Annotated in this window: 27 protein-coding genes and 3 pseudogenes; 11 read left to right on the forward strand and 19 right to left on the reverse strand. The window is 65.7% G+C overall.

Translation table 11 applies throughout. The annotated features are described in order from the left end of the window. Nucleotides 1-1,818: NB-ARC domain-containing protein (locus tag G4D79_RS30515; RefSeq protein WP_214514815.1), on the reverse strand; the 1,818-nt coding region annotated here is incomplete at its 3' end. Between the two features lie 10 nt (nt 1,819-1,828). On the opposite strand from G4D79_RS30515, the gene G4D79_RS30520 reads away from it, so the two are divergent. Continuing rightward, nucleotides 1,829-1,972 (forward strand): hypothetical protein, encoded by a 144-nt coding sequence (locus G4D79_RS30520; protein WP_181992002.1) that lies wholly within the window; start codon nt 1,829-1,831, stop codon nt 1,970-1,972. Nucleotides 1,973-1,994: 22 nt separating this feature from the next. On the opposite strand, the gene G4D79_RS30525 is transcribed toward G4D79_RS30520, so the two are convergent. From G4D79_RS30525 to G4D79_RS30535, 3 genes are all read right to left on the reverse strand, one after another. After that, entirely contained in the window at nt 1,995-2,552 is a 558-nt protein-coding gene (locus G4D79_RS30525) for an RES domain-containing protein (RefSeq protein WP_118606178.1), read from the reverse strand. After that, complete coding sequence (locus G4D79_RS30530) at nt 2,553-2,996, reverse strand: antitoxin Xre/MbcA/ParS toxin-binding domain-containing protein (RefSeq protein WP_238704801.1); 444 nt, start codon at nt 2,994-2,996, stop codon at nt 2,553-2,555. A gap of 143 nt (nt 2,997-3,139) precedes the next feature. Further along, nucleotides 3,140-3,682 (reverse strand): hypothetical protein, encoded by a 543-nt coding sequence (locus G4D79_RS30535; protein WP_147343825.1) that lies wholly within the window; start codon nt 3,680-3,682, stop codon nt 3,140-3,142. A gap of 102 nt (nt 3,683-3,784) precedes the next feature. On the opposite strand from G4D79_RS30535, the gene G4D79_RS30540 reads away from it, so the two are divergent. Then, nucleotides 3,785-4,135: a YncE family protein gene (locus G4D79_RS30540; protein WP_181992003.1), complete on the forward strand. Its 351-nt coding sequence runs from the start codon at nt 3,785-3,787 to the stop codon at nt 4,133-4,135. A 73-nt stretch (nt 4,136-4,208) separates the two neighbouring features. Here G4D79_RS30540 and G4D79_RS34790 read toward each other — a convergent pair whose 3' ends face one another. From G4D79_RS34790 to G4D79_RS30560, 4 genes are all read right to left on the reverse strand, one after another. Beyond that, the gene (locus tag G4D79_RS34790) at nt 4,209-4,910 is read right to left on the reverse strand and encodes a TerD family protein (RefSeq protein ID WP_238704802.1); all 702 of its coding nucleotides are present in this window, start codon (nt 4,908-4,910) and stop codon (nt 4,209-4,211) included. Nucleotides 4,911-5,244: 334 nt separating this feature from the next. After that, on the reverse strand, nt 5,245-5,967 hold the full coding sequence (locus G4D79_RS30550; RefSeq protein WP_118606184.1) for a DUF2510 domain-containing protein: 723 nt from the start codon (nt 5,965-5,967) through the stop codon (nt 5,245-5,247). 928 nt (nt 5,968-6,895) lie between these two features. Continuing rightward, a complete protein-coding gene (locus tag G4D79_RS30555) occupies nt 6,896-8,086 on the reverse strand; it encodes a Fic family protein (protein WP_118606187.1) in 1,191 nt (396 codons plus the stop codon). A gap of 632 nt (nt 8,087-8,718) precedes the next feature. After that, nucleotides 8,719-10,110 carry a hypothetical protein gene (locus tag G4D79_RS30560; RefSeq protein ID WP_147343826.1) on the reverse strand — a complete coding sequence of 464 codons (1,392 nt, stop codon included), beginning with the start codon at nt 10,108-10,110 and terminating at the stop codon, nt 8,719-8,721. A 47-nt stretch (nt 10,111-10,157) separates the two neighbouring features. Between G4D79_RS30560 and G4D79_RS35485 the strand changes: the two are divergent. After that, nucleotides 10,158-10,403: pseudogene (locus G4D79_RS35485) on the forward strand (DUF1016 N-terminal domain-containing protein); the annotation flags it as partial. 227 nt (nt 10,404-10,630) lie between these two features. Here the strand turns inward: G4D79_RS35485 and G4D79_RS35130 are convergent. Beyond that, nucleotides 10,631-10,759 carry a hypothetical protein gene (locus G4D79_RS35130; protein WP_274542431.1) on the reverse strand — a complete coding sequence of 43 codons (129 nt, stop codon included), beginning with the start codon at nt 10,757-10,759 and terminating at the stop codon, nt 10,631-10,633. A gap of 414 nt (nt 10,760-11,173) precedes the next feature. Beyond that, nucleotides 11,174-11,620 carry a hypothetical protein gene (locus G4D79_RS30570; protein ID WP_118606196.1) on the reverse strand — a complete coding sequence of 149 codons (447 nt, stop codon included), beginning with the start codon at nt 11,618-11,620 and terminating at the stop codon, nt 11,174-11,176. A 207-nt stretch (nt 11,621-11,827) separates the two neighbouring features. Between G4D79_RS30570 and G4D79_RS30575 the strand changes: the two genes are divergently transcribed. Continuing rightward, nucleotides 11,828-12,289, forward strand: a complete 462-nt coding sequence (locus G4D79_RS30575; protein ID WP_118606199.1) for a MerR family transcriptional regulator — start codon at nt 11,828-11,830, stop codon at nt 12,287-12,289. 74 nt (nt 12,290-12,363) lie between these two features. On the opposite strand, the gene G4D79_RS35330 is transcribed toward G4D79_RS30575, so the two are convergent. After that, the gene (locus G4D79_RS35330; RefSeq protein WP_238704803.1) at nt 12,364-12,528 is read right to left on the reverse strand and encodes a hypothetical protein; all 165 of its coding nucleotides are present in this window, start codon (nt 12,526-12,528) and stop codon (nt 12,364-12,366) included. On the opposite strand from G4D79_RS35330, the gene G4D79_RS30580 reads away from it, so the two are divergent. The 3 genes and pseudogenes from G4D79_RS30580 to G4D79_RS30595 all read left to right on the forward strand — a co-directional run bounded on the left by G4D79_RS30580 (nt 12,455) and on the right by G4D79_RS30595 (nt 16,542). Beyond that, a complete protein-coding gene (locus tag G4D79_RS30580) occupies nt 12,455-13,438 on the forward strand; it encodes an NAD(P)-dependent alcohol dehydrogenase (RefSeq protein ID WP_238704805.1) in 984 nt (327 codons plus the stop codon). The genes G4D79_RS35330 and G4D79_RS30580 overlap by 74 nt on opposite strands. A gap of 181 nt (nt 13,439-13,619) precedes the next feature. Next, a complete protein-coding gene (locus tag G4D79_RS30585) occupies nt 13,620-14,891 on the forward strand; it encodes an IS256 family transposase (protein ID WP_374223458.1) in 1,272 nt (423 codons plus the stop codon). 281 nt (nt 14,892-15,172) lie between these two features. Then, nucleotides 15,173-16,542: pseudogene (locus tag G4D79_RS30595) on the forward strand (IS630 family transposase). Between the two features lie 313 nt (nt 16,543-16,855). Here G4D79_RS30595 and G4D79_RS30600 read toward each other — a convergent pair. From G4D79_RS30600 to pcaH, 3 genes are all read right to left on the reverse strand, one after another. Then, the gene (locus G4D79_RS30600) at nt 16,856-17,146 is read right to left on the reverse strand and encodes a hypothetical protein (RefSeq protein ID WP_118606205.1); all 291 of its coding nucleotides are present in this window, start codon (nt 17,144-17,146) and stop codon (nt 16,856-16,858) included. Between the two features lie 88 nt (nt 17,147-17,234). After that, nucleotides 17,235-17,864 carry a protocatechuate 3,4-dioxygenase subunit alpha gene (pcaG, locus tag G4D79_RS30605; protein ID WP_181992004.1) on the reverse strand — a complete coding sequence of 210 codons (630 nt, stop codon included), beginning with the start codon at nt 17,862-17,864 and terminating at the stop codon, nt 17,235-17,237. A gap of 47 nt (nt 17,865-17,911) precedes the next feature. Beyond that, on the reverse strand, nt 17,912-18,658 hold the full coding sequence (gene pcaH, locus G4D79_RS30610) for a protocatechuate 3,4-dioxygenase subunit beta (protein WP_118606226.1): 747 nt from the start codon (nt 18,656-18,658) through the stop codon (nt 17,912-17,914). A 101-nt stretch (nt 18,659-18,759) separates the two neighbouring features. On the opposite strand from pcaH, the gene G4D79_RS30615 reads away from it, so the two are divergent. Genes G4D79_RS30615 through pcaD form a run of 3 tightly spaced genes read left to right on the forward strand, consistent with a single transcriptional unit; the run spans nt 18,760 to nt 22,220 of the window. Further along, the gene (locus G4D79_RS30615) at nt 18,760-19,692 is read left to right on the forward strand and encodes a LysR substrate-binding domain-containing protein (protein ID WP_118606211.1); all 933 of its coding nucleotides are present in this window, start codon (nt 18,760-18,762) and stop codon (nt 19,690-19,692) included. Nucleotides 19,693-19,749: 57 nt separating this feature from the next. After that, complete coding sequence (locus G4D79_RS30620; protein WP_118606214.1) at nt 19,750-21,069, forward strand: lyase family protein; 1,320 nt, start codon at nt 19,750-19,752, stop codon at nt 21,067-21,069. Beyond that, entirely contained in the window at nt 21,066-22,220 is a 1,155-nt protein-coding gene (gene pcaD, locus G4D79_RS30625; RefSeq protein ID WP_214514816.1) for a 3-oxoadipate enol-lactonase, read from the forward strand. Before G4D79_RS30620 ends, pcaD begins: the two co-directional genes overlap by 4 nt. A 548-nt stretch (nt 22,221-22,768) precedes the next feature. Here the strand turns inward: pcaD and G4D79_RS30630 are convergent. From G4D79_RS30630 to G4D79_RS30650, 5 genes and pseudogenes are all read right to left on the reverse strand, one after another. Continuing rightward, entirely contained in the window at nt 22,769-23,959 is a 1,191-nt protein-coding gene (locus G4D79_RS30630; protein ID WP_118606766.1) for a 4-hydroxybenzoate 3-monooxygenase, read from the reverse strand. 84 nt (nt 23,960-24,043) lie between these two features. After that, nucleotides 24,044-24,784: an IclR family transcriptional regulator gene (locus tag G4D79_RS30635; protein WP_118606764.1), complete on the reverse strand. Its 741-nt coding sequence runs from the start codon at nt 24,782-24,784 to the stop codon at nt 24,044-24,046. A 255-nt stretch (nt 24,785-25,039) separates the two neighbouring features. After that, nucleotides 25,040-25,475 (reverse strand): annotated as a pseudogene (locus G4D79_RS30640) (DDE-type integrase/transposase/recombinase); the annotation flags it as partial. A 110-nt stretch (nt 25,476-25,585) separates the two neighbouring features. Next, nucleotides 25,586-25,933 carry a hypothetical protein gene (locus G4D79_RS30645; RefSeq protein ID WP_238704827.1) on the reverse strand — a complete coding sequence of 116 codons (348 nt, stop codon included), beginning with the start codon at nt 25,931-25,933 and terminating at the stop codon, nt 25,586-25,588. A gap of 114 nt (nt 25,934-26,047) precedes the next feature. Next, nucleotides 26,048-26,194 (reverse strand): hypothetical protein, encoded by a 147-nt coding sequence (locus G4D79_RS30650; RefSeq protein ID WP_181992022.1) that lies wholly within the window; start codon nt 26,192-26,194, stop codon nt 26,048-26,050. A 128-nt stretch (nt 26,195-26,322) separates the two neighbouring features. Between G4D79_RS30650 and G4D79_RS30655 the strand changes: the two genes are divergently transcribed. Beyond that, nucleotides 26,323-26,673, forward strand: coding sequence for a hypothetical protein (locus G4D79_RS30655; RefSeq protein WP_181992021.1), 351 nt, complete (start codon nt 26,323-26,325; stop codon nt 26,671-26,673). Nucleotides 26,674-26,815: the final 142 nt, after the last annotated feature.

Below are 26,815 nucleotides of genomic sequence, written 5' to 3' on the forward strand. Positions count from 1 at the left end.
CTCGAGGATCCATCCGTAGAGCGTGGTCATCAGTACGGAAAATAGATCGTCGACGACTCCGGGTGGGGCGCTCCTCGTGTGGATTTTCCGCAGGATTTCATGCACGAGTGGGTGAATCGTGAGTGTATCGCTCGCGGGGTTGTACTGGCCGTCACCGTCAACATAGCGTTCGCGGCGCGCCAGAGTTTGGGTCCGAATATTGGTGATGACCGCGTTTCGCAGTGTCTGGTCGGCCACGACCGGCGCCGGAGGGTGCATCAGATCCACGTGAGTAGTTGGATGCACCGTCTGGAGCAGGAGGTTGACAGGGATCCGGTCCGGCGACAGGAATGATGCGTGATAGAGCAACGCTTGGCTCTCGCGGCCGAACTGTCCGCGCGCTTGTGCTGCCTTCCCGATCTGCTCCACGGCGAACCGGACGGCTGCGAAGGCGGTTCGGTCGTATCCTGCGGGTACAGCCATCGAGTCATCGAGGGCCGCGAGATCATCGAAGTATCGTGCTGACAGCTCCTCGATGTCTTCTTGGCTGTTGCGGAAGTAGTTGGCGGCCATGCTGATTGCGAGTGGAATGCCGCCGAGCCGTTGGACGACGCCGCGAACTGCGCCGTCGTTGGTACCGGGTTCGATGTTCGCGTGACGCTGGAAGCAGCGCACCGCTTCGTTGTCGCTGATCGCCGTGACTTCTAGCCAGTCGCACGATGGCCACCACGTCGTGCTGTTCGTTGTCGTCACGACGACGAAACCGCTGCCGCTGGTCGGAAGGTAGGGCTCGATGTCAGCGCGTGTGCCCGCGCCGTCGAATATGAGGAGGAACGGCCCCGCGGATTCCCCGATCGCGGTGCGGAAGGCGTCGGCTGTGCGATCGGAGTCCGCTGCAGCCGGCGTCAATCGTGTGGTGATGTCCTTGATCTGTGCGCTGATGAGTTCGGGCTTTCGGCAGTCGATCCAGCAGACCTTCTCATAGAAATGCCGGTTCAGGTGGCAGAAGTCGGCGGCAATGGTGCTCTTGCCGAACCCGGTCTCGCCTGCGAGGACAGCCACGCGCGGTTGCCGTGTCGTGGTGCTCTCTTCAAACAGTTGAGCCAGTTCGTTGAGATACGACAGCCGCGGCACCACGGAACTGACCAGCGGTACCTCGTTGACCGGAGTTCCCCAGTCGAATCGTCCGGCGGCGTGCGCTAGTTCGCCGTCAGAAAGTGAGAGGAGCCCCCAGACGTCCTGTGCGGGGATTCTGCGTGTGCCCAACCCGGCAGCCGAGTCGAAGATGGTCGTCAGCAGCAATGCGGCGAGCAGAGTTGCTGAGGTTTCACCGCGGCCGAGTGCTCGGTCACGCCGGAGGGCTCGGATCGAACCGAGCAATGATTGTTTGAGTTGGTTCGGTGATCGAGGATCGACCCTGATGACAGATTGTCCGGCATCCGACGCGTCCCGACTTGGGCCATAGCGGTAGAGCCGCTGATCGGGATTGTCTGTGACATCTTCGGTGCATTCCGCCAGTAGGGCGGGCGCCAACTGGCGATTGGTCAGAACCGACAACCGCACTGGCGTCGACCCTGACCCGGTACCTGCAAGTCGAGCGAAGATCTTGGCGGCGTCCGCTCTGTTCAACGCCGTGTGGACAGTCGGGCGAACGGAGGCCTTCACCTGTACACGATCGGTAACTGCCCCGTCGCATTCGATCGCGAAGTCGATGATGTCGCCGTCGACGCCGTCCGCATCCGTCATGTCCGCTGGGGTCGGCTCAACGAGAAGAGTGGTCAATGCAACCTTGTCCGGTCGACGGGCAAGGGAGCTCAGGAGCCACTCGGCTGTCGCCACATACTGATAGTTGAAACCAAACGCAGCATTCGAACCGCCCACCGTCGTCGACACCCCGCTGATCGTACTGTTCGGTTCCGACAACATCTTGGGCACAGCGCCACCGCAATTGCCCGTCCGCCGCCTTGCCGGCGTCGGCCGCAGGGTCACCTGACGGGCAGTCGTCCGGGGATCTGTCACATCACGATGCGCTGCAAAGCTTTCGCCGAGTCGAGGATCGCCGGATGATCCAGTTCCAGAGGTTCCACCCGCACCAGCGAAGGCCGCAGCCAGGAGGCCAGCACCGACCACTGCGGGCGGTGATACGACCACCACGACACCGCCTGCCACGCCCGATCCCCCGTGTGAGGTTCGGTCTCCGACCAGATCCGATGCCCCCACCCCTGGGTCACCGTCAGATTCCGGGTCACCACCTGGGTCGGGCGCAACCCCAACCGCACCAACTGGGCCGGATCATCCAAATCGAGGATCCGCAGATCATCGGGCAACTCGAACACCCCCAGGGCGCGCCGCGACCCGGGCAGCAGCGGGAACTCCAACATCGACGCCTCCCAGCGGACGAGGTTCCCGAAACTCTCCCCACAAGCCGCCTCCGCCAGTCGGGAGAGATACCAGACGTGATAATCCGGGTGATCGATCCGGCCGCCGCGTTGCGGCCGATGCTCATACATCGGGTGCCCCGGCTGCCCCGGTGCGGCCGCGGGCAGGTATGGGAAGATGCGGTAGGCGAGCACTCAGGCGGCCCCGCCCCAGGCCTGCGCATCCAACGCTTCGAGCACCGGAGCAGGACCGGACAGTTGCAGCACATCGAGCGGACGCGCCCCATCGAGATATGCGTTGGCGCTCTCGAGCCACGTGTGGGCGGCCGTCTCCCCCCAGACCAGGCGGGCGCGGGCCAGCACATGCTCGAGGTCGATCAATAGCGGCGCCGCGGCCGGACCTGGCCGCTCCACGCCTTTGATCCACCGCGAGGGCTGCGACCGGTTCACCCCGACGATCGCCGCAAGCTGTGCTCCACCGAAAGCGCCGGTCAGGTACCGCACCCGCTCGGCCGACAACGGATCATCGGCGGCCACCCGCGGCGACCTGCCTCCGTGACCACTCGCCCGCGCCGTACGTCCTGCGGCCTTCTTCGCCGCCGCCGTCATGGTCTCGTCTCGTGCCTTCACAGTCGCCATACGCCCACTCTACCCAACATTTCTGTTGGGCAGAAGGGCGGGTCGCCCGGGCCTCGCCGCGGTCGGGACGCGGAGTCGGGCTGGGGCACACCGAAGGACCACCATTAAATGGGTTCAGTGCGAACCGCCCGACCTACTCCTGATTACGCCAGAATCTTGTTATGCCCCTTCACCGCGGTCACGGTGTCCCACTCGAAACCTACGAACTTACCCGCCGCGATCACCGCGAGCAGACGGCAACCGAGCAAATCCATGACCATGTCCAGATGCTCGCCGCACGGTGGCGCGCCGAAGAAGCGGAGGACCCCTGCCTGAGAGAACAGCGGGTTGAGGCTGTCCGGCGCGCATGGAAAACGATGGACACGCGTCGGACGGCCGACGATCAGATCATGCGCTGGCGAGTACGGCTCTACTGCAGCCATATCGTCGAAGTCACTCGCCACTGCGAGATGGAGGAACCGACGATGCATGGCTCCGTTTCCATGCCATGCCCCGACTGCCGGAAGGATCCGGCTCGGATCGTGGCGTACGAGCCAATTGGACTGGTCGCGGAACCTCGAGAGAGGAAGACCGCGGTTGCGGTTGCGGCCGCGCAGCCAAGGCGACTGAGTCGCAAGCAGCTCGAGGAGCGTGTTGCGGAGCTCGAAGCGACGCTGGCAGCGCGCAAGCGGACGGAGTAGGACCATGAACATGGCGATGATTCGGCGCGGTGCCGGGTTGGACTCGCTGGTCGGATCGAGGAACCGACAGCGGGCCAGACCGGAGGCGGGCCAGATGCCGACCAGGCCGTGTACGTCCGCAGCGGCGCCGAGGTGTTCGTGATCGATGCCGCCACCAACACGGTCAAGACAACCTTCTTTCCCGCGAAGGGCACCCTCGGCGGCGTGGCCGTCACCGGCGACGGAAATATGCTGTACGTCATCGACTCCGAGGGCGGGGCGGTCGCGGTCGTCGATACCGCCACCAACACCGAGGTCGCCTACGTTCCCGTCGGCGCGATCACCGGCGGCGTCACCGTCTCCCCCGACGGAAACAATGCCTACGTCACCAGCTCCAACGACACCGTCACGACGATCACCCGCGGCGGCACGACCGAAGCGCGCACCGGATTGCTGTGCCTGCCGATACCCGGTCGCTGACCCGAACAACAATGAGTGAGGGCGGAACCCCGAAGGGCTCCGCCCTCACTCATTCAAAGTCAGTCGCACGCGGTCATCGGGAATCTCCAAGGCCCGTGGCCATCGTGGAGCACTGATCAGAGCCTGTAGATGGTCTGGCGGGTTGACGTGACAGGGTGCGCCCCTCCGAGGAAGCTGGCGGGCCGGTGAACCACCCCATCTCGCCGCCCGCGGCCCCGCCGGCGCCCGCAACGAGATGGCTTCCGGGGCCGGGCGGCGCGGCGCGACCACGCTGATGCTGTGCGCCACCGGGCTTTCCAGCACGGGGTCGACCCCCTCGCATCTGCCGCCTCCATGTCGAGTGGCGCTGGATCGCCGACGGCAGTCCTGCCGGCACGCGCCGCCGCGCGGACAAGCGCGGTTCTTCGGATGTTTCGTCGACACTCACGCCGTGCTCGGTGACCAGGACGCCGAGTCCCCCACTCCAGCCGGCCGACCGGTTACGCACCTTCCACGTTCCGTTGCGCCGGTACACCTCGAGCAGCACCGCCGACCGCTCGGTGGTGAGACCTTCCGCCGGGATCACGAAAGAAACGCCGCCCACCTGGGTGACTCGCACGGCAAGGCCCGGAACCTGAGCCAGGCTGCCGGGCACGTTCTCATCGAGTGCGACGGCCACGGCCAGGGTGTCGATCGCCGCGGGGACAGTGCCGAGGTTCAGCGTTACCTGTCCGCCGGCGAGAGTGACCGCGCCCTCGGGAGTGGTGGGGTTGTTGAAGAACAACCAGATCGGCATCCGTCCGCACCTCCAAATCGGCACCGAGCTGGAAGACGAACAGATCGACCGTTCCCTGCCGGGCGCCGGTCACCTCCACCGTCGTCGTTGCCGTGCCGATCGGGCTGTTCGCTCCGCGAGTCAGTGAGGTCATGGTGTGTGCCCGGCACCCTGGAGGTGGGGCCGAGTCCTTTCCTTCGTCAACTGGTGTGGCGCAGAACCGGCTGTCGCCGGGGCGAATTCATGTCAGGGCCCCGATACTCCATCATGGGGGCAGCGGCCGGCCCCCGTTACGCAGTTCGGATCCCACGGGCATCAGTTCGACGAACCGACTGAGTACCGAACTGGTGCCCGCTCACCGTGTCAGGTTGACGACGCAAGTGTCGAGGGCTTGGACGATTTCGTCACCGGGGGAGATTTTCAAGGGTGCTGCGCTGGCCTTGGGCCAGGTGGTGGTGTTGCGGGCGCCGCCAGTCGAGGAGTAGACGGTGCCGTTCGCGATCACCCAGACGTCGGAGCGGTTCTTCATCTTGCCGGTCGTGTCGACGGTGGTGCCGCCCAGGAACGTGTACGGGCCGGAGTCGATCACCGTGCCGTTGATGAGCGAAAGTCCGGACGCGGAGAACCCTGACTCGACGAGGGCCACGAGCGATTCGTTCGCCGGGGCGCAGCGCGGGTCGGACGCGGGAACAGCAGGTCGCGGCGCCGGGACCGGGGGCTGCGTCGTGGTCGGTGCGGCAGCGGCCGGTGGAGTGGTCGACGAGGGTGCCGCCGATGTCGTTGTAGGCCGTGTCGTGGTGACCTGTGTCGTTGTGGCGGTCGTTGTCGCCGCTGCGGCCGACAGCTTGTCGTCCTTCTTGTCCCCACCACCGAAGACCGTACCGAGAATCCCCATGACTACCAGCACCGCCGCCAGAATCAGCAGGACCTTCCCCACCCCGCCCTTCTTCCGCGGAGTGGGTGTCTGGGACGGCTTCGGTTGAGTCTGCTCGGTCCAATGTGTTCCGTCCCAGTAGCGCAGTAAATTCGCGTCTGCCGGGTCCTGGTGCCAACCGGGCGGGGGTGTCGGAGCGGTCACTGTGGGAGTTCTCCTCGATCTGTGCTGTGGCCCGCCTGCCTGTCAGGCGCCGGAGGGTCCTCCGTTCACCCTTGAGATTCGGAAACGGTTGCGGATTCTCCGTGGATTGTTACACCTTCACCGCCGCGCTGCGTCCGGTGACCTCCTTCTGCACACAGTGTGTATATCGTGCGAATGACACCAGGCGGCAGTGCCTTTCGGGCGGGTGGAGCACACCATCCGTCGACGATCCACTGCTGCGGGGCTTGCGGCGGAATGGTGGGTTACGACGACGCGGCCGCAGACGATCAGTGCTCCAACACCCACACACCGCGCGACACACGAATCGACCGAGTCCCTGAAGTCGGCGCCGTTTCGATCGGTAATGGCGGGGGAACGCCATCACGTGAACAACGAGGGGGAACACGCAAGTCTGCAGATGAGGTCACACAGGAGGAGAAGGCTGGCGCCGCCCAATACAGTCGGGCGCCGCTGCCGGTGTACGACACCGTCGTGCTTGGGTGGAGCAACACCCTCGTCTGGCACTGTCCCAGCGAACGCCTCCTCGCGCACTACAACCTCGCACCTCGGTGGCCGGCACCTCGACATCGGCCCCGGAACCGGCTGGTACCTCCAGCACGCCACCTACCCGACCCCGAACCCGCTTGTCGCGCTACTCGACCTCAAGCCCAACACATGGCAGATGACCGCCGCACGCCTCGCCGACCGTGGCATCAACGCGGCAGCGCACACCGGCATCGTCCTCGCCCCATTTCCCGCGGACATTCGGGGTGTTCGACTCCGTGGCAGCGAACTTCGTGCTGCACTGCGTGCCCGGTACCTGGGTGGAGAATGGCCGCGCGTTCGCGCACATCGCCCAGGTCAATCGCCGACGACGGGGTGTTCTTCGGCCCGACCATCCTCGACCCCGGTGTGCACCACACTCGGGCTACAGGTGCTCGGTGGTGCGCTTGCCGATCGTGGTGCTCAGGGCGTCGAGTTCGGCGAGAACACCGGTGGCAGCCCAGATCTGGTTGCGCTTGCTCTCGGACAGCACCTCGAGCACCCCGGCCGCGGTGAGCCGGCCGAGCGCGCGGTACGTGCTGGCGTCGGTGGTGCCGGTGATCTGCTGGGCTGTGTCGGCGCTGAAGATCGGGGTGTCGAGCAGGGCGTCGATGATCTTCTCGTCGGCGGAGTTGCTGCGCGGCCGGGCGATGTCCCGCCAATGGCCGGGGAGTTCGGCCAGCGCGCGGGCAGAGTCCTGCGCCGCCTCGCTGGAGACGATCGCGGCGTGGGCGACGTACTCGACGAACCCGTCTGCATCCCCCGCTCGGTAGCGGGTCAGGTGGTCGAAGTAGCGGCGGGTGTCGGCGAGCATCACCGACGCCAACGGCACGGTGACCCGGTGGGTAAGGCCGCGGCGCCGCAGGATCGCGCTGATCAGGGCGCGGCCGATGCGTCCGTTGCCGTCGGTGAACGGGTGGATGGACTCGAACTGGGCGTGCGCGATCGCGGCCTGCGCGACGATCGGCAGGTCGGTGCGGTTCGCGAACTCCAGCAGATCCGCCATCAGCTCATCAACCAGTTCCGGTGGCGGGGGCACGAACAGCGCGTCGATCGGGGTGTAGTCGCTGCCGCCGATCCAGTTCTGCACGTCGCGGACTTGGCCGGAGTCGCGGGCGGTGTAGAAGTTCGGTGCCATCAGCAACCGGTGCGCACCGAGCAGGGTGTCACCGGTGATCGGGCCGTCGCCGGCGGCGTCGACCATCGCGATGAGGGCCTTCACGGCGGCGAGCTGCGACTTGGCCTCCTCGCTGGCCTTGCCACCGGCCAGCGCCTTGCCGAATGCCCGCCAACCCGCGTCGATGTGCTCGATCTTCGACGACGCCACCGACTCGCTGCGCAGCAGGAAGTCCGACAGCGGCGCCAGGTGCTCGCCGAAGCCCGCTTCGAGGCGGGCGACGGCGATGACCGCCTCCTCGTGCGCGCGGGCGACGGTGCCGACCAGGTCGCAGTCGAGGGAGCCGATCATCGGCGGGATCGAGACGTCGACGGCCTTGAGGGTGCGGTCAGTGCGCGAACCCTGCCGCTGACGCGGGTTCCAGTCCCGGGTCTCGGTGCGGTGCTCTGGCCAGATCACAACCCTCTCCCCCGTTCGGAGACAAACGTAGACAACAGAGACATTAACGTACTTTTTCTGCCCCAAACGTAGTCAACGGCGGGGTTAATATACAAACGGCGGCAGGACACCCTCCCGAAATCGGCTTCGTCCACGCCCTGCAGATCACCACCGGGTTCGGTAACACCGTCACCATCGAACCCGACCCCGCACCGTGCCCGGAACCGGCTCAGAAACCGAACCCCGCCGCGACTGGATCAGCCCGTCCGGTTCTACGGGCCGACACAGGAGTACTTCGACCACATCTACACACTCGCCGACTTCGCCAGGGTCGACCGACCGCAGCCAGCTGCGGCGGCAGGAAGGGCTGCTCGTCCGGGCGGCTGCTGCAGTTGGCGATGCGGGTGACCGGACTCCGGCCAACTTCGCCCGCTACGGCGGCCGTCAATGCCCCCGTCCGCCCCAATACATACGTTTGACGCCGGTGCGGCCCCGACTGATCTGACAGCATGCGTGCAAATTTGGGCCTGGAGGACGTCGCGGCCGCGCCGGACGCAGGATTTCATCCCGCACAACGACATTCCCGCATCGCTCAACAGGGCGGGTCTGCCGCGACACCGTGTTCCCCGGACGGGGTTCCCCTCCCAGACGGACTAGCGGTCGTCGGTTGCTTCCGACATGTCGTCCTCGTCGGTCTCGTCGTCGTTGAGAATTGATCGAAGTCCTTCCGAGAAGTCCCGCGGCTCAGCGACATCAACGGTCAGCTCGCCTTGGTAGAGCTCGTGGTGCTCTCGAGCAGTGACCTTCCATACGCCGGCGATGTGGCGGACGTCCAGGTCGCGGAGAAACAGTACGAACTCGCCGTCGTCGCTGTCGTAAGTGTCCTCCGGCCGCAACTCCGACAGGTGTAGTCGCAGGTCCACCGAGCCGGAGTTCTCGAACCCGACCGAGTCGTAGATTGCGGCGGGAACCGGGGGCTCGTAGCGGAAATGGTGTGCGAGATCCGGGCCCCCGAACAACGGCGTGGTCGTCCTCGGCCCCCACGGGCGCGGCCTCGCCGGAAGACTGCGTAGCAGGTCGCCACTGTCCGGCATCTTGGCGATGGCCCGGACCGGGCCCTCGAGATGAATCTTCACCACAACACCTTCGAGGAACGTCTTACGGAGGTTGCGCACTCGGATTCGCGCGCACGGCCAGACGGCAGCGGCCACGTCGTCGAGCAGTGCCGTCCACGCTTCACGGACTTCGGCTTCCCAGTGATCGATCTCGACCCGGTACTCCTCCGGGGAACGATCTTCGGGCTCGACACCGAAAGCGCCACTGTTCAGATCCCGGAAGGCCGCGCTCAACGGCTGCGGGGCGGCCGATTTCAGTACATGGTTCCGGTATGCGGACTCGAGCTCACCCCGTATGTCGGTGATGTATTCCTCGAGAACCTCGGCATCGCAGTGGAAGGGAAGAGCGCTCCCCACGACTGACACTTCGAGGTCGGCTTGTGGGCGCGCCGACTGAGCACGGGTCAGCAGGGCGCGGACTTCGCCGCCCTTGGCCTCTCGGGTCTGACCGTCGAGACGAATGTAGATCCCTCCGTCTTTGAGGTTTTCCGGCCCGTCCTTGTGACAGGTGAAGACCGGATCGCCATGACGGGGAGGATCTACGACGATGGTGATCACGTCGCGGTCGCCGCCCACGCGGACACGTTCGAAGTCCCAGTGTGGACCGTCGTCACCGATGTATTTCTTGACGGTGTTCTCGAGGTCTTTGGCTTCGAAGAAGGGAATTCCGGTGACCGCCCCTTCCGAGATTCCGAGGACCATCAGGGCGTGTCCACCGAAACGCTTGGCCGCCACATCGGGGTTTCGATTTGCCGCACCGAGAATGAACTTCGCGACCTTAGCTCCGCCGCCCGTGGTCGAGAGGTCCACCTCCGACTTCAACTCGAGGAAATAGCGCTCGGCGCGATCGTCGAGTTCTCCCAGCGACTGCACCAGGTTCGACCATCCCCGCTGCCCTACCGGTAACCGAATCAGATCCAGTTCAGCCATCTCCACACCCTTTCCCGGCCGCACACTAGCCGAGACCCACGACAGGGATCGCCGACGACCTCCGCACCGAGTTCCCCGGCATGCGAGGACTGTCCCAACGCAACCTGATCTACATGCGCACCCTCGCCAGCGAATACCCCGACCCAATTGCGCAGCACCCTGCTGCGCAATTGCCGTGGGGACACATCCTCGTCCTCCTCGACCGACTCCCCGACCCCCGTATCCGCGACTGGTACGCGAGCCAGGCGGCCAACCACGGCTGGTCCCGCGCCACACTCATCCATCACATCACCTCGGATCGGCACCTGCGTGTCGGCGCCGCACCGAACAATTTCCCCACCACGCTGCCGGCGCACGAATCCGACCTGGCCCACGAGATCCTCCAGGACCCCGTACAACCTCGACTTCCTCGGCCTCGACGCCGACTACAGCGAACTCGAACGCGAACGCGAACGCGAACGCGAAGATGCCCTCATCGGTCGGCTCACCCACTTCCTCGGGCGAGCTCGGCGGTGGCTTTTCATTTGTCGGACGCCAGTACAAGCTCACCATCGGAATCCTCCTCGCCGCCGACCGTGACGACATCGTCGTCGAATACGCGCTTCGCGGTCTGGACTCGTCGCTCGCCGTCAGCACCTACACCACGCACCGGTCCCTCCCTGAGGATGTCCGACCCGCGCTTCCGACAGGGGCCGACCTCTCCGACGCCATCCGGGAAGTTCGACACCCCCAAACCAGAGACCCCTCCCGGGCCGTCAACCGGCAGCTGAGCACGCGCCCCGGATGCCCTGCGAGCGCGGTGTCCGGAGTCTGCAACTCAATTTCAGGCACCCTCGTGTGGCATCGCGGCCGAGGGCGGCCCCCGGTGGATCAACCAGTACCGCCGGCAGCGCGTTGCACAAGGCCTCGGGAAGTCATCACAGCCGCCCCCGGCGGAGGCGGAGCTGCCGTCGTCGAGGTTTGCGGACAGCCCGGGTACGGCCGCAGATGATTGAACCGTCCTGGACGAGGTGGAGACTCCTGATCTAACAAGGCCTCGAGGTCGGCGGCGACAGCGGCGGGGTCAGAGTGCATTCGCCTGCGCACGCCGGTCGGCCGTGGCCGCGAGAAGCACCCGGTAATCGTCGTCGCCCAGCAGGTCGCGGGAGCGTTCGATCTGATCCCACGTGCCCAGCACGTAGCTCTCCCCCAGCGGGTCATTCTCGGCGACGTGCCCGAAGGTGTAGTCCCAGGCCATCAGTTCGGCCATCATCCGATCGTGGTCGATCCGCTTCGCGGCATGCTCGAGCAGCACCTCCCGGGGGCTGCGGTCGCGGGCCGACGGATTCAACCGCAGCTTCTTCACGATCCGGCTGACCTCCGGTTGCGTGACGGCCAGGTTCTTCGCGATCACCCGCTGCGGCACCCGATTGTCCGTCGCGTGCGCCACCGCACGCAGCAACTTCAACTGCAGGAGTTCTTTCTCCGCGGGGATCGCCCAGAGATCACGCTCAATATCCGTCAATGCCATCACACACCACCTCCAACTGCAGTTATACAAAATTGTATCACCGCTGCGGATAGCACCCGGCTCGAAGTTCGCGACGGCGGGAAGTGGAGCTGCCTTCCAAGTGTGCCTATCCCCCGCGAGCGCGCTGATCCGCCGAGGCCCGGGGACCACGGGTGTGACTCACCCGACCTTTGACTTCAAGTACTTGAAGTTCTTCGCGTCGATGGGGTGAGTGCACGAACCACCCCACGCGACTACACGATCAAGGACGCGGCCGCTCTGACCGGACTTCCGGCCAGCACGCTGCGCTACTACGAGTCGGTCGGGGTGATCGCGCCGATCAGCCGTGGGGAGAGCAGTAAGCACAGGGTCTACGACGAGAACGACCTGGGCCAACTCTTGGCCATCGCGTGCCTGGCAGCGACCGGGATGTCGGTCAGCGACATGAAGGAATACGTCGCCAACGGACAACTCGGGGCCGCGGCCGCCCCCGCGCAGATTGAGTTGCTGACCGAGCGCCGGCAGCAGCTTGCGCTCGAGGCCCGGCAGATCGCACTCCGGCAACGCTACGTCGACATCAAGATCGACTACTGGCGCGCGATCGACGCGGGCGACGAGCCCCGTGCCGCGCTCCTTGCGGCCGAGGCGAGCGCACTGGCTGACGAGCTCCACAACACCAGAAGGCGTTAACCCCACCGCCCTCGCCCGGTGCGGCCCCTCGACTGATGCGCCACCGGTCACTCGCCCCTGTCCTGCTCACCACCTCAGTGACCCACCAGAGAAGAAGGAAGAACTGCCATTCGTGTCAACGCGTACGCCGCTCCCGCCGCGGGCCAGCCGCTGGTCCCCACGACCATCGAGCGCCGCGACGTCGGCTCCAACGACGTCCTCATCGAGATCCAGTACGCCGGCATCTGCCACTCCGACATCCACACCGTCAACGGCGACTGGGGCCCGCAACCCTTCCCGGTCGTGCCCGGCCACGAGATCGTCGGCACCGTCGCCGAGACCGGCGCAGACGTCACACACCACAAGGTCGGTGACCGCGTCGGCGTCGGCTGCCTGGTCAACTCCTGCGGCGACTGCACCAACTGCCGCAACGGCGACGAACAGTACTGCGCCAACGGCATGGTCCCCACCTACGCCGGCGTCGACCGTGACGGCACCACCACCCAAGGCGGCTACTCCACCCACATCGTCGTCGACGCCGACTACGTCCTTTCCGTCCCGCAGAACCTGGACCCGGCCGCCGCAGCTCCGCTACTGTGTGCCGGCATCACCACCTACGCGCCGCTGCGCCGCTGGGGTGCCGGTACCGGCAAGAAGGTCGCCGTCGTCGACCTCGGCGGGCTCGGGCACATGGCCGTCAAGATCGCCCACGCCCTGGGCGCCGAGGTCACCGTGCTGTCGCAGTCGCTGAAGAAGCAGGAGGACGGCCTCCGCCTCGGCGCCGACGCGTACCACGCCACCTCCGACCCCACCACCTTCGAGCAGCTCGCCAGCCGGTTCGACCTCATCATCAACACGGTCAGCGCCAGCATCGACCTCAACGCCTACCTCGGCCTCCTCGCCGTCGACGGCACCCTGGTCAACGTCGGCGCCCCAGCCGAGCCGCTCGGCCTGAACGTGATGTCGCTGATCGGCGGCCGCCGCTCCTTCGCCGGGTCGATGATCGGCGGCATCGCGCTGACCCACGAGATGCTCGACTTCTGCGCCGCACACGGCATCGGATCCGAAGTCGAGGTGATCCCCGCCGACCGGATCAACCAGGCATACGAGCGGGTCCTCGCCTCGGACGTCCGATACCGGTTCGTCATCGACACCGCCACCCTGAACTGACCCGCTGTGAACGCCCGCCGACAGGTTTCGGCGGGCGTTCACCTAGGGTCTGTCGCTGATTCGGTGTAAGTGGTCCTGATCGCCCCGGCGTGGGGCAGGAGGAATCACTGTGATGACCGACACACTGAAGAACATGGAGAACACCCAGGAGTCGGGGCCGGCCGCGTCCGGCAACACCGATATGGGTACCGCTGAAGCGGTACGTGAGCTGTCTACCGGCGAGCAGCAGCTGGTCGCCGATCTGGTCCGTCAGGCACGCGCTGAGGGCGTGGAACTGACCGGCCCGGACGGCCTACTGAAGGCGCTGACGAAGTCGGTGCTCGAGGTGGCGCTCGACGAGGAGATGGCCGAACACCTCGGGTACGGAAAGCACGATGCGTCCGGTCGCGGTAGCGGGAACTCGCGCAACGGGTCGCGGACCAAGCGGGTACTGACCGATGCGTGCGGCGAGGTGGCCATCGAGGTCCCGCGGGACCGCAACGGCTCGTTCACTCCGCAGGTCGTACCCAAACGGCAACGACGGTTGTCGGGCGTGGACGAAGTGGTGCTGTCGCTGTATGCGAAAGGACCTACCACAGGCGAGATATCAGCTCACTTCGCCGACGTGTACGGGGCATCGGTGTCCAAGGACACCGTCTCGCGGATCACCGATCGGGTGCTCGCGGAGATGGCCGAGTGGTGGTCCCGGCCACTGGAGAAGGTGTACGCGGCGGTGTTCATCGATGCGATCATGGTCAAAATCCGGGATGGGCAGGTACGCAACCGGCCGATCTATGCGGCGATCGGCGTCGACCTCGACGGCAACAAGGACATCCTGGGCATGTGGGCCGGCGACGGGGACGGTGAGTCGGCCAAGTTCTGGCTCGCGGTGCTCTCCGACCTGCGCAATAGGGGCGTCAAGGACATCTTCTTCGTCGTGTGCGATGGGTTGAAAGGGTTGCCCGACAGTATATCTGCAGCATTTCCCCTGGCTACGGTACAGACCTGCATCATCCACCTCATTCGCAACACGTTCAAGTACGCCTCGCGTAAGTACTGGGACAGGATCAGTGCCGATCTGCGGCCGATCTACACCGCACCCAACGCCGAGCAGGCAAGGTTGCGGTTCGAGGAGTTCGCCGAGAAGTGGGGCAAGCCGTATCCGGCGATTGTCAGGTTGTGGAACAACGCGTGGGAGGAGTTCATACCGTTCCTCGACTATGACGTCGAGATTCGTCGAGTATTGTGTTCTACCAACGCAATCGAGAGTTTGAATGCTCGATATCGGCGAGCGGTGCGGGCGCGGGGCCACTTCCCGAACGAGCAATCGGCACTCAAGACGCTCTATCTCGTGACCCGCTCGCTCGACCCGAAGGGTACCGGCCAAACCAAGTGGGTCGTACGCTGGAAGCCAGCGCTCAATGCACTCGCCATCACCTTCGCTGACCGGATGCCGGGTGCGGAAGAACGCTGATCGAAGAAGAGTTCGAGAATTCTCCACTTACACCGAATATCGGACAGTCCCTTCACCTACACACCACAATTCCGTGACGTTGCGCGACAGTTGGTTACAGGACGGCACTGACAAAGTCGCGGAGCCATTGATGGCCCGGGTCGGCTTCGTGGCGATGGGACCAGTACATGGACACCTTGAAGGTGGGTACCTGCAGTGGGCACCGCACCGGGTGTCAACAGGTCTGTGGTCGCTAGTGTACTGCGTCAGAAATTGCACCAGTTAGTTTATAGTTTGTTCTTATGTCGCATCGTGGGCCTTCGGCTGTCGAGATCACCTTGTCCGTGGCCGAGCGTGCCGAGCTGACGCACAGAGCCGAGTCGGCGGACCGGCGGCAGGCCGAGCGCGCGCGCATCGTGTTGGCCTGCGCCGAAGGTTCGTCGAATGCCGGCGTTGCACGCGATCTCGATCTCGTGGTGGCGACGGTGGCGAAGTGGCGGCGAAAGTTCGCCGCCGACCGGCTCGACGGGCTGGCCGATGCCGGGCGCAGCGGGCGCCCGAAGGCAGAGCTGGTGTTGAGCGAGGACGAGCGCGCGCAGCTGACATCGTGGACACGGAGAGCGAAAACCGCTCAGTACCTTGCGATGCGGGCCAAGATCGTGCTGCGCTGCGCCGAAGGTGGGACGAACAAGCAGGCCGCCGCCGATCTCGGGGTCGACGAGTCGACCGTGGATCGGTGGCGGCAGCGGTTCATCACCGGCCGGCTCGGTGGGCTGGTCGACGAGCCCCGGCCCGGACGACCGCCGTCGATCCTGCTCGACCAGGTCGAAGACGTGATCATCGCGACCCTGGAGTCGACACCTGGCAAGGACACCCACTGGTCGCGGGCGTCGATGGCGGCACGCACCGGACTGTCGAAATCGACCATCGGCCGGATCTGGCGCAAGTTCGACCTCAAACCGCATCTGCAGGACTCGTTCAAGCTGTCCACCGACCCGCTGTTCGTCGAGAAAGTCGTCGATGTTGTTGGCTTGTACCACAATCCGCCCGAGAAGGCGATCGTGCTCTGCGTCGACGAAAAGTCCCAGATCCAAGCCCTCGACCGGTCGCAACCGATCCTTCCGATCATGCCCGGCATTCCGCAGCGCCGCACCCACGACTATCTCCGTCACGGCATCACCAGCCTGGGGGTACCTCCCTGGACGTAGTCCTTGGGGGAGTCGCGGCATTCAACATCGCCGACGGCACCGTCATCAGCGAACTGCACCGCCGCCACCGCGCCATCGAATTCCGCAAGTTCCTGAGCACCATCGACAAAGCCGTACCCCGCGAACTCGACGTGCACCTGGTGTGCGACAACTACGCCACCCACAACACTCCCGAGATCAAGACATGGCTGGCCCGGCACCCCCGGTTCCACGTCCACTTCACTCCGACCGGCTCGAGCTGGATGAATCAGGTCGAACGCTGGTTCGGCCTGCTCACCGACAAACTCATCCGCCGCGGCGTCCACACCTCGGTTGATGCCCTCGAAAAGGACATCGCCGCATGGATCGACGAGTGGAACGACAATCCGCGCCCCTTCCGCTGGACCAAGACCGCCGACGAGATCCTCAAGTCTCTCGCCGACTACCCAGCCAAGATCAACCCGACCATCACAACAGATCAATAACTAACCTGTTCAATCTCTGACGCAGGACACTAGCGTGTCGGGGATCCCGAGGACGCCGGGCATCACAAGTGCAACGTTCCGTTTCCACGACGCATCCAAGAGGTGGGAGTCGAGAATCCGCGACCACCCGCTGCGGGCGACGCTGATGGGCCGTGCCGATTGGTACTCGGCGTGTATCGAGCTGGACCGGGTGAACAGATGATCAGCGATTATGAGGCAGACCTAACTTTTCTTCGGTCAGTCGTTCCGATCTGAACTCGCGCTGGGCACACCCTCAGCGCTACGACAGCGACGCCCAGATCCCCGAGCTAACTCAGCCCGCGTAGGTCCCCGCTGCGTCACCGACGAGGCTACGACCGCCGCAGCCGATCTCGGCGGCGTGGTCCTGTTTGTCCCCGCAGCCACGATCGCCGCCACTGCCGTCGAAGCCGATCCCGAACTCCTTCGGTTCCTGTTGACGAACAACGTGTACTTGTCGGTCCAACCGGTTTCGCGCTGATCGCAGCAGCAGCCAGGGCCGCATCGTCCGAACGGAACTGCAATCCGATCTCATGATGATGCCGGCCTCGGTAGCGACGGCACTCAGCTCCGCCGACCACACCATCAGACACTTCGATCTGGTCAACAAGCAGCTGCGGCTAGCCTCCGTCAACCTCGCACACAGCTACGGGCATCCGGCTCCGGTCGGCGCGTCAAATGTCGAGGAACACCGTTTCCCGACCGCCGTCCGGAGTGTCCTGCAGTCGAATATCGAAGGTGTACACCGCTTTTCCGTCGCGCTCGCTGCGTGTGGCGATCAGGGTATTGCGACGGACCTCCCACTCGATCGAGGTCAGAAGTGGATCGGCAGCATTCGCAGCGGTCTCGTCGTCGAAGTACAGCCGCGTGTGCAGGCCCACGTTGATCCCGCGCGCGAACAGCACCATCAGCACATGCGGTGCCTGAGTACTTCCATTGCGTCCGGGCACCGGGCCGGGCTTGATCGTGTCGAATGTGTAGGCGCCCGTGTCGAAGTCTCCTCCGGTGCGACCCCAGCCCCGAAATGACGGATCGCGGTCCTTGTCCTGCGTATCGCCCGGATGGGCGTATTTGCCAGCGGCGTTGGCCTGCCAGATCTCGATCAGCACATCGCGCACCGGTGTGCCGGAGCCGTCGAACACCCGGCCCTCGAGGGTGATTCGCTCACCCGGGGTGTCCTCGTCGACGAGCACGTTGCCGAAATTGTTGTCGAAGATGTCGAATCCGGCCTGTTTCGGGGCGAGGCCGATGTGCACGTACGGGCCACCCGTCTGCGACGGGGTCTCCGGCCTGCGCGCCACCATGGGGAACGGGGTGAGCGGCTGCAGGTCAGGAGTTGGGGACTGGCTGGTCATCGGCTTGCTCCCGTCGGCTGCGTGTTCTCGAAGAAGGTGGCGCGGCGGCCCCGAAGCGTGATGTCGAAGCGATATGCACGTGCATCGAACGGGGCGTCGTTGGCCGTATCGGCCTGAGCGATGAGGCTGCGCACCTGCTCGCGGGTGGGAATGGTGGCGGCGATCGGGCATTGGTCGATCAGGGGATCGCCCTCGAAGTACGACTGCGTGATCAGCCGTTGCGCCCAGCCGTCGCCGATGATCGAGAAGTGGATGTGCGCGGGCCGCCACGCGTTGGCGCTGTTGCCCCACGGATACGGGCCGGGCTTGATGGTGCGGAAGAAGTAGTAGCCGTTGTCGTCGGTGAGCATCCGGCCGCAGCCGCCGAAGTTCGGATCGATCGGCGCGAGGTGATAGGTGTCGTTCTTGTGGCGATAGCGGCCGCCGGCGTTGGCCTGCCACGCCTCGACGAGCGCACCGCGCACCGGGTTTCCGAATTCGTCGCGAACGTAGCCGTGCATGATGATGCGTTCGCCGACGGGAAGCCCGTCGTGCGAGAAGTTGAGGATCATGTCGTTGTCGAGCTCGCCCAGCTCACCGGCGGTGAACAGTGGTCCGGTCCTCTCCGACAATGTGTTCCGCGGCGAGATCAGCGCGTTGCGTGGCGAGCGCAGTACCGAGGTGCGGTAGCCGGGTGTCAGAGCAGGTGGGTGCTGGGTGTGGTCGCGTTCGACGAATTCGCCGTATGCGCGTGCGGTAGTCATCGAGCCGCTCCTGTCGTCGCTGCCGTGGGTTGCCTCCACGCTATTGCTGTCCTCTGCTCATGTAAATTGACGATTCGGGACCAGATTCATAACCTCTACTTATGCAAATCGAGGCACGGTTGTCCGCACGCATCCGGTTACGCCACCTGTCGTGCTTCGTCGCGGTCATGCAGGAACGGCACGTCGGTCGCGCCGCCGCCCGCCTGCACCTGAGCCAGCCCGCCGTCACCAAGACCCTCAACGAACTCGAACTGCTCGCGGGCACCAAACTCCTCGATCGCGGGCGACACGGTGCCGTACCCACCGCGGCGGGTGAACGCTTCTTCGACCACGCCGAACGCGTCGTCCAGGCCTTCGACTCGGCCGTCGCAGGGCTGGCCGGCGCCCGTGACTCCGAACACCCGAGCGTGCGGATCGGTTCGCTGCCGTCGGCCGCATCGGTGCTGTTCCCGGACGTTCTCGCGGCTCTTCACAACCGGCACCCCGACCTCCGCGTGCGCCTGCGCACCGGCACGAACACCGAATTTCTCGCGGCCCTGCGCGCGGGCGAGGTAGACGTGATGGTCGGGCGCATGAGCGACCCCGAAACCATGCAGGGACTGTCGTTCGAGTTGCTCTACGCCGAGGCACTCGCGTTCATCGTGCGCCCCGGGCATCCCTTGACCGGGGCGCGGGTCGCACTCGCAGAGGCATGCGAATACCCGCTCGTCATCTCCCCGCCCGGAACCGTCCCACGGCACCACACCGACGTGCTGCTGCGCCGCCACGGACTCGACCTCCCCGCCGGCACCGTCGAAACACTCGACGTCATGGTCTCCGCCACCTATACCCACAGCTCCGACGCCGTGTGGGCCGCACCCGAGCGCGTGCCGGACCGCGACATCGCCGAGGGACGCCTGCGCCGGCTTCCCGTCGACACCGTCGGCACAGCCGAACCGATCGGTGTCATCCGACCGGCCGCCGGATCATCGGTTATCGTCGACGACATCGCCGCGCTGCTGCGCCGCGCAGGCCACCGAACGGCCACCATGTGAATTCGCGCTCGCGCGTGAGGTTTCCGCGAGCATGACCGACTCGATGCCGAGGTTCCGATGCCCACTTCCCCTTCCACCCGCGGCCCGCTGTTCGACGCCGTGTTCGGTGCCGACGATCTGGCGCCCCTGGTGTCCGACCGCGCGTGGATCGGCGCTCTCCTCGAGGTCGAGGTCGCGATCACCGCGAGCGCCGTCGGTATCGGTCGCGCGACGGAGGACGACGCTGTCGCCGTCGCCGACGCGGCCGGGGTGCTCGCCCGGGAACTCGATCCGGCCGAGCTCGGCGCTCTCGCTGCGGCGGGCGGCAACCCCGTCATCCCGCTCGTGAAGCTGCTCCGCGGGCGAACCTGCGCTCCCGCGACTGTGGTCCACGTCGGTGCAACGAGCCAGGACGTCATGGACACGGCCCTGATGCTGCTCGCCCGTCGCACCGGCGGGCGCATCCTCGACCACCTGCATACCGCAGCCGGCGCCGCCGCCGATCTCGCCCGGCAGCATCGCGCCACGCCGATGATCGCGCGGACCCTCGGCCAGCAAGCGCTGCCTACCACGTTCGGTGCGCTCGCCGCGACGTGGCTCACCGGCCTCGACGATGCATACGCCGAGCTCGAGCGCGCATTGACCGCGCTGCCCGTGCAGTACGGCGGGGCGGCGGGCACCCTCGCCGCCGTCGCCCCGCACGGTCTCGTTTTCGCCGACGACCTCGCCGACCGACTCGGTCTCGCGCGCTCGCCGCTCCCCTGGCACACCGTCCGCACGCCCGTCACCCGGCTCGCAGCCGCGCTCGGCGTCGCGGCCGGTGCGGTGTCCAAACCCGCGGCCGACGTGGTGCTCATGGCGATGACCGAGATCGGCGAAGTGTCCGAGGACTCGCCCGGGGGGTCGTCGGCCATGCCGCACAAGCGAAATCCGGTGGCGGCGATCTCCGCTCGTGCAGCTGCCCGCCGCGTACCTGGACTGGTGGCGACAATCCTGTCGTGCGCCGACCACGAATTCGCCCGCGCAGCCGGGCCGTGGCACGCGGAATGGGAACCGCTCACCGACCTGCTCCGTCTGACCGGCGGGGCCGCGCACCGGCTGGCCGCAAGCCTGGCCGGCCTGCACGTGCACGTGGACGCACTCGACCGCAATCTCGCGCTCACCGGCGGTGCGGTGCTCGCCGAGAAGGTCGTCAGTGCCCTGTCCCAGCATGTCGACGATGCCCTCACGATCGTCACCGACGCCGCCGTCTCGGGCACCGCGCTCGACGAGGACCCGCGGATCACCGCACACCTGCCCGACGACGAGCTCGCCGAATTGCTCGACCCCACCCGCTATCTCGGGCACGCCACCGACCTCGTCGACCGTGCCCTGGACCGACACGAAGGATCCGCATGACTGCCCTCGCCTACGACCGACACGGCGACCCGACCTCCCCGACCGTTGTTCTGCTCGGATCACTCGGTTCCGATCGTCGAATGTGGGCGCCCCAGGTCGTGGCGCTGTCGCCCATCGCCGACGTTATCGCCGTCGACCATCGCGGTCACGGTAAATCGCCTTCTACTCCAGGTGAATACAAGATCGAAGAGCTGGCCGGCGACGTCGTCGAGCTGCTCGACTCACTCGGTGTCGATGCGGCGCACGTCGTCGGTCTGTCGCTCGGCGGTGCGGTGGGGCAGTGGCTCGCCGCGCACCGACCCGAGCGGGTGCGCACCCTGACGCTGCTGTGCACGGCCGCCACGTTCGAGCCGGCCCAGCAGTGGCGCGACCGTGCCGCGACAGTGCGCTCCGACGGTGTCGGGTCGATTGCCGAGCAAATCGTCGGACGCTGGTTCACCGACACTCTGGCCGCACACGACCTCGAACTCGTCCGGCAACACGTCGCGATGGTCGCGGCGACCTCCGCCGAAGGTTACGCCGGCAGCTGTGATGCCCTCGCCGAGTGGGACGGGCGCCCCGACCTGGCCCGCATCGTCGCCCCGACGCTCGTCGTCGCGGGCGCTCAGGACCCCGCGACACCGCCCGAGGTGATGCGCGAGCTCGCCGACGGAATCGCCGGCGCCGACTTCCACATCCTCGATCCGGGCGCTCATCTGGTCAGCGTCGAGCAGGCCGGACGGGTGACCGCGCTGATCCGTGAACACATCATCCGCGCGGCACCGGTAGATGCGTACCGGGACGCGGCGGTCGAGGTCGGTATGCGCATACGCCGGTCGGTGCTCGGCGACGCGCACGTCGACCATGCGATGTCGCAGGCCACGGAGTTCACAAAGCCGTTCCAGGACTTCATCACCCGCACCGCGTGGGGCGACATCTGGGCACGACCCGGTCTCGACCACCACACGCGCCGGCTGCTCACGCTGGCGATCCTGACCGCCGTCGGCAACGAGCACGAACTCGACATGCACATCCGCGCCGCGTTGCGCGCCGGGATGAACCCCGACGAACTCGTCGAGGTCTTCCTCCACACCGCAGTCTACGCGGGGGTGCCCAACAGCAACCGCGCATTCGCCCTCGGCAAACAGGCCTTGAGGGACTTGACCGAGTGAGCCCGATTCACGAGTGCGGTCAACGGTGTAGCTTTCCGCGAGATACTTCCGGCCATACCGCATGGTGACGATATTCGTGGATTTGCCGATGGCGCACTTACAACCGAGGTGCGGCTATGCATCCGGCCGTCGAGATGGACGACGGATATCTGCTGATGAGCGTGGGTGACGGTCGAGCGAGTGGATCGTAACTCCAGGCGGTGCCAACCAACACTGTCCGATGCCCGGGCACGTAACCGGCTACCGCCCACCACACCGGCCCGCCTCGGCGATCACCCCGAACCCACCGACATGCGCCCCGGGAAGGAGATTCGTTCCCGGGGCGCTCGTGGTGTCTGGGTCGGTGGATGCGGCAGCAATCCAGGCGCTGAACGTGACCGGAAGGTTGGCTGGTCGTGGCGCTCCACAGTCGAATGTACGGTGCCCGACGGCTGTCGCCCTCCGAGGCAGTTACCCGAACCAGCGGAATCCATTCGACGTGATCTTCTCGGTACGGACACGGCGCCGTGCCACCGAGAACGTAGCCGACCTGGACGCCTGGTTCCGCCTCAGCTGTGCGGCCAGCCCGTGTAGCTTTCGGCGAGGTACTGCTGCCCGTACCGCGACGACGTGACGGTTGCGAGTTCGCCGAGAGCCCGCTTGCGTTCGAAGGGGTTCGCGTCGGCGCGGGTGTGCAACATGTTCGTCATCCAGTACGAGAAGTTCTGCGCTCGCCACACCCGTTGCAGGGTGGTGTCGCTGTATCCATCGAGCAGGTCGCGGGACTTGGTTGTGTAGAACGCGTCGATGGCCTCGAACAACACTCGGACGTCGGCCAATGCCAGGTTCAAGCCCTTGGCGCCGGTTGGGGGAACAGTGTGCCCGGCGTCGCCGACAAGGAACAGGTTGCCGTAGCGCATGGGCTCGCACACGTACGAGCGGAACGGGAGCACCATCTGTTCGAAGATGCGGCCTCGCTCGAGTTGGAATCCGTCGGGGCCGTCCACGCGCTTCTGTAGCTCTTCCCAGATCTGATCCTCGGTCCACGCGGAGGCATCGGTGCCGGGATCGCACTGGAAGTACATGCGCTGCACCGTGTCGCTGCGCTGGCTGATCAGAGCAAAACCGTGTTCGGAGTTCGCGTAGATCAATTCGGGTGCGCTCGGAGGTGCTTCGGTGAGGATGCCGAACCACGCGAACGGATACTCGATGAAATTGTCGGTGCGCAGGTCCTCCGGGATCGAGTGTCGGCAGATGCTCTGCGAACCATCCGCCCCCACGAGGATTTCGCAGTGGATCTCGACTGCAGTGCCATCAGCTTCGGTGAAGCGGATCTTCGGGGTGCCGGTGGTCTGGTCGAGCACCTCGGTATCGGTGACGCTGTAGCGGACGTCGCCGCCATCGCGTTCGCGGGCGTCGGCGAGGTCGACAAAAACCTCGTTCTGCGGGTACAGCCACACCGACTCGCCGATCAGGTCCGCGAAGTCGATTCGGTGGCTCTCGCCGGCGAAACGTAGGTCGATGCCGTCGTGCCGGTGCCCTTCGGTCAGGACGCGCCCGTCGACGCCGCTGTCGGTGAGCAACTGCACCGAGCCGTGCTCGAGGATGCCGGCGCGGTGGGTATTTGCGATGGTCTCGCGATCACGCTTCTCGACGGCAATGTTGTCGATGCCGGCCTTCGCGAGAAGGTGGGACAGCATCAAACCTGCAGGTCCTGCGCCGACGATGCCGACCTGGGTGGTGTCGATCCGTGAACTCATGGGTCCTCCCCTATGTGACGTATGCCATGAGTGTGGAAGCCGGGCCGGGCACCTTCCGCATCGATTCTTGTTGAATGAGAAAGCTCAGGGTCCCTGACCGGTACCGCGCGCGATGCCGCGCGCCGCGGCGCTGAGTACCGCGACGATCGTGTGCCGAGGCGTCCCTGTCGGTACCACGACCCCGATCGACGCCATTGCATGCTTCGATCGGTCGAGCACGGGCACTGCGATCCCGGTGGTGCCCTCGTCGAGGACTCCGTCGAGGATCGCGTACCCGCGAGTCCGGATCTCGGCGAGGGTTCGACGCAGCCCGCCGTCGAACCGGTCGTCGATTCCGGGATGTTCGCGCAGGTACTGCTCCTGACGGTGCGCCGACGAGAACGCCAGCATCGACATGCCCAGCGACGTGTCGTGCACGGGTAGTCGATGAGCCACCGATGCTTGATTGACCACCGAGTCCGGTGACGAAAGACGCTCGAGGACAAGAACTTCCTCATCCTGGAGGACCGCGAGTTGAGTGTGCTGATGCACCACCGACTGCACATCCTGGATGAACGGCAGCGCGGCGTCGCGTAGGTCGCGGGCGGGATAGCAGCGGGTGACGAGTTCCCACAGGCGCAACCCCGGCCGCACCTCACCCGTCGGCGGACGGTCGAGGAATCCGCGTCGCACCATGTCGTCGACGATGCGGTACGCGGAGGCCTGCGGAAGGTCCGCGCGCCGTGCGAGAGCGCCGACCGTGAGAGTAGGGCAAGAGGCGTCGAATGCCTCGAGGATCCGCAGCACCCGGTCGAGCACCGAATCTCCGGACGACGAGTTGGCCATTCGACCATTATCCTCGAGAAGCAGCTAAGTCCGTTGCAGAGCTCGCGCTCCAGCTGCGGAAATGGGCCTGCGAGGAGCAGATTGATTGCTTCGCAAGGGTCAACGCCGTCCGACCCCGGGTGCCAACGAACGGGCCTGTTGCGTCGCGTTGCCCATCAGAATCTCATGCGGTACAACCTCGATGGGGCACCCCACGTCTTCAGGATCTCCGCACTGATCTGCCGCGGGCATTTCGGACAATGGAGGTGACTATTCTCAGGCCGCGATCGCGGACTGCCGGTAACTGTAGTGGACGTCGTTCGGCGATCTGTACCCGATTGCGGAATGCCGACGACGTGGATTGTAGAAACCTTCGATGTACCTGACGATGTCCTGTCGCGCTTTGTTTTTCGCCACCCCGGTCCGTCCCATCGAGGACCGCATCCCCAGCGCGGCCACCAGGCGACGGTAAGACCGCGAGGTGTAGACACTGCCGCGATCGGAATGAAGAATCGCTCCCGGCTCGAAGAGGGTCGTTGCAGCTGCGTTCGTCAACGCCGCCGCGACGAGCTCGGTGCGCATGTGATCGGCGATCGACCACCCCACGACCTTGCGGGAGTAGCAATCGATGACCGTCGCGAGATACAGGAATCCCTGCCAGGTGGATGTAGGTGATGTCGCCGACGAACTTGATTCCCGGGCGATCGTCGGTCCCTCATGATCCGACCGGTGAGGTCACCGCCCGGTGTCATTGTCCGCTCAGCAGATCTACCACGCCTGGAGGGTGCCTCAGCGAACTCTCGACCACCGACAAGGCCCGGGTTACCTGGCGGGCAGCACAACTGGAAGTCGGCGAGCGCGGTGCATGTACGGCGGCCGCAGCCCCATCCGTCCCTCTCCACCCGTGCGCACGCCGCTGCGCCCGTGCAGGCAGGCCGCGGGTGCGGTGCGGCCGAGGCGGCCGTCCGGGTACAGGTGCGCGAACTCCCACCGATTGGCAGCCGGTTCTTCGTCGACGGTCCACGTCAGCACGTGGCCGTGGCCCGCACTGCGTTTCTTCCCGATCGAGACGATGGGTGCGAGCAGCTCGGCGACCGCGGCCGGGTCGCCGACCACCCGCCACACCAGGTGCCGGCACACCGTCAGCGGCATCCCGGTGTATCTGCGCACCCACCCGGTTACCGTCGCGGAACTGCGCCGACTTGTGTGTCGAGTTGCGGTTGATCGTGCCGTTCGGCAGTGTGTGAGTAGGCCGGTTGCGGCGGGTCGGCCTTTCCTCCCCGCTCAGTTGGGCTGAGCATGGATGAAGAAGCCGGGCTCCATTGCCGCCGCATCCAAGCTCTCTGCGCGTTTGCGGAAGATCGGATTCCACGGTTCGAAGGCGTCGCTGCCTCGCACATCGGCCAGTTCGAAGAGGGTTCTCGCCGCCACAGGTTGCCCGAACCAATGAACGTCTTTCGCATCGACAAGGGCCGGGGCAAGGAAGTCAGGACCAGACCAGATCCTTTTCCCGAATACCGTCAGGTCGCCGGTAGCAGCACTGGTGTGCGACGGGAGGGGTGCATGTACGGCGGCCGAAGTCCCATCCGCCCCTCCCCACCGGTCGGCACGTCGTCGTACTCGTGCAGGCAAGCCGCGGGTGCGGTGCGGCCGAGGCTGTCGTCGGGGTGCAGGTGCGCGAACCCCAAGAATCGGAATCCGGAAGTTCCTCAATCTCCCAGGACAAGACGTGGCCATGCCGGCTGCTGCGCTTCTTCCCGATCGAGATGATCGGTTCGAGCAATTCGGCGACTGCAGCCGGGTGGCCGACGGCCCGCCACACCAAGGTGCGGCACACCGTCAGCGGGATCGGCATCACTCGGGAGCGGTGGACGATGATGGCATGGATGGGCTCCTCGATTCGGCTGTGACGTCGACCTCACCGACACAACCAGGAGCTCGCTTCCATGCACTGACCACGGCAGACGCACGCCGTCGTCAAGTTTCTCAATCACGCTCTGACACAACGCTTCAATGGGCCTGGCGGGCGCAGACTGGATGACCAACATGATC

It is taken from the genome of Rhodococcus sp. WY5 (assembly GCF_018588185.1).
Classification (GTDB): domain Bacteria; phylum Actinomycetota; class Actinomycetes; order Mycobacteriales; family Mycobacteriaceae; genus Rhodococcus_F; species Rhodococcus_F qingshengii.

Excerpts from the sequence above, each read along its gene's own strand:
- G4D79_RS34790 (WP_238704802.1), bottom strand. The coding sequence starts at position 4,910 with ATGCCGATCTGGTTGTTCTTCAACAACCCCACCACTCCCGAGGGCGCG.
- G4D79_RS30535 (WP_147343825.1), bottom strand. The coding sequence starts at position 3,682 with ATGGTCCTACTCCGTCCGCTTGCGCGCTGCCAGCGTCGCTTCGAGCTC.
- G4D79_RS30530 (WP_238704801.1), bottom strand. The coding sequence starts at position 2,996 with ATGGCGACTGTGAAGGCACGAGACGAGACCATGACGGCGGCGGCGAAG.
- G4D79_RS30620 (WP_118606214.1), top strand. The coding sequence starts at position 19,750 with ATGCCCACTTCCCCTTCCACCCGCGGCCCGCTGTTCGACGCCGTGTTC.
- G4D79_RS30560 (WP_147343826.1), bottom strand. The coding sequence starts at position 10,110 with ATGGCTGAACTGGATCTGATTCGGTTACCGGTAGGGCAGCGGGGATGG.
- G4D79_RS30630 (WP_118606766.1), bottom strand. The coding sequence starts at position 23,959 with ATGAGTTCACGGATCGACACCACCCAGGTCGGCATCGTCGGCGCAGGA.
- G4D79_RS30615 (WP_118606211.1), top strand. The coding sequence starts at position 18,760 with ATGCAAATCGAGGCACGGTTGTCCGCACGCATCCGGTTACGCCACCTG.
- G4D79_RS35330 (WP_238704803.1), bottom strand. The coding sequence starts at position 12,528 with ATGTCGGAGTGGCAGATGCCGGCGTACTGGATCTCGATGAGGACGTCG.
- pcaH (WP_118606226.1), bottom strand. The coding sequence starts at position 18,658 with ATGACTACCGCACGCGCATACGGCGAATTCGTCGAACGCGACCACACC.
- G4D79_RS30570 (WP_118606196.1), bottom strand. The coding sequence starts at position 11,620 with ATGGCATTGACGGATATTGAGCGTGATCTCTGGGCGATCCCCGCGGAG.
- G4D79_RS30585 (WP_374223458.1), top strand. The coding sequence starts at position 13,620 with ATGGGTACCGCTGAAGCGGTACGTGAGCTGTCTACCGGCGAGCAGCAG.
- G4D79_RS30635 (WP_118606764.1), bottom strand. The coding sequence starts at position 24,784 with ATGGCCAACTCGTCGTCCGGAGATTCGGTGCTCGACCGGGTGCTGCGG.
- pcaD (WP_214514816.1), top strand. The coding sequence starts at position 21,066 with ATGACTGCCCTCGCCTACGACCGACACGGCGACCCGACCTCCCCGACC.
- pcaG (WP_181992004.1), bottom strand. The coding sequence starts at position 17,864 with ATGGTGGCGCGCAGGCCGGAGACCCCGTCGCAGACGGGTGGCCCGTAC.
- G4D79_RS30600 (WP_118606205.1), bottom strand. The coding sequence starts at position 17,146 with ATGGTGTGGTCGGCGGAGCTGAGTGCCGTCGCTACCGAGGCCGGCATC.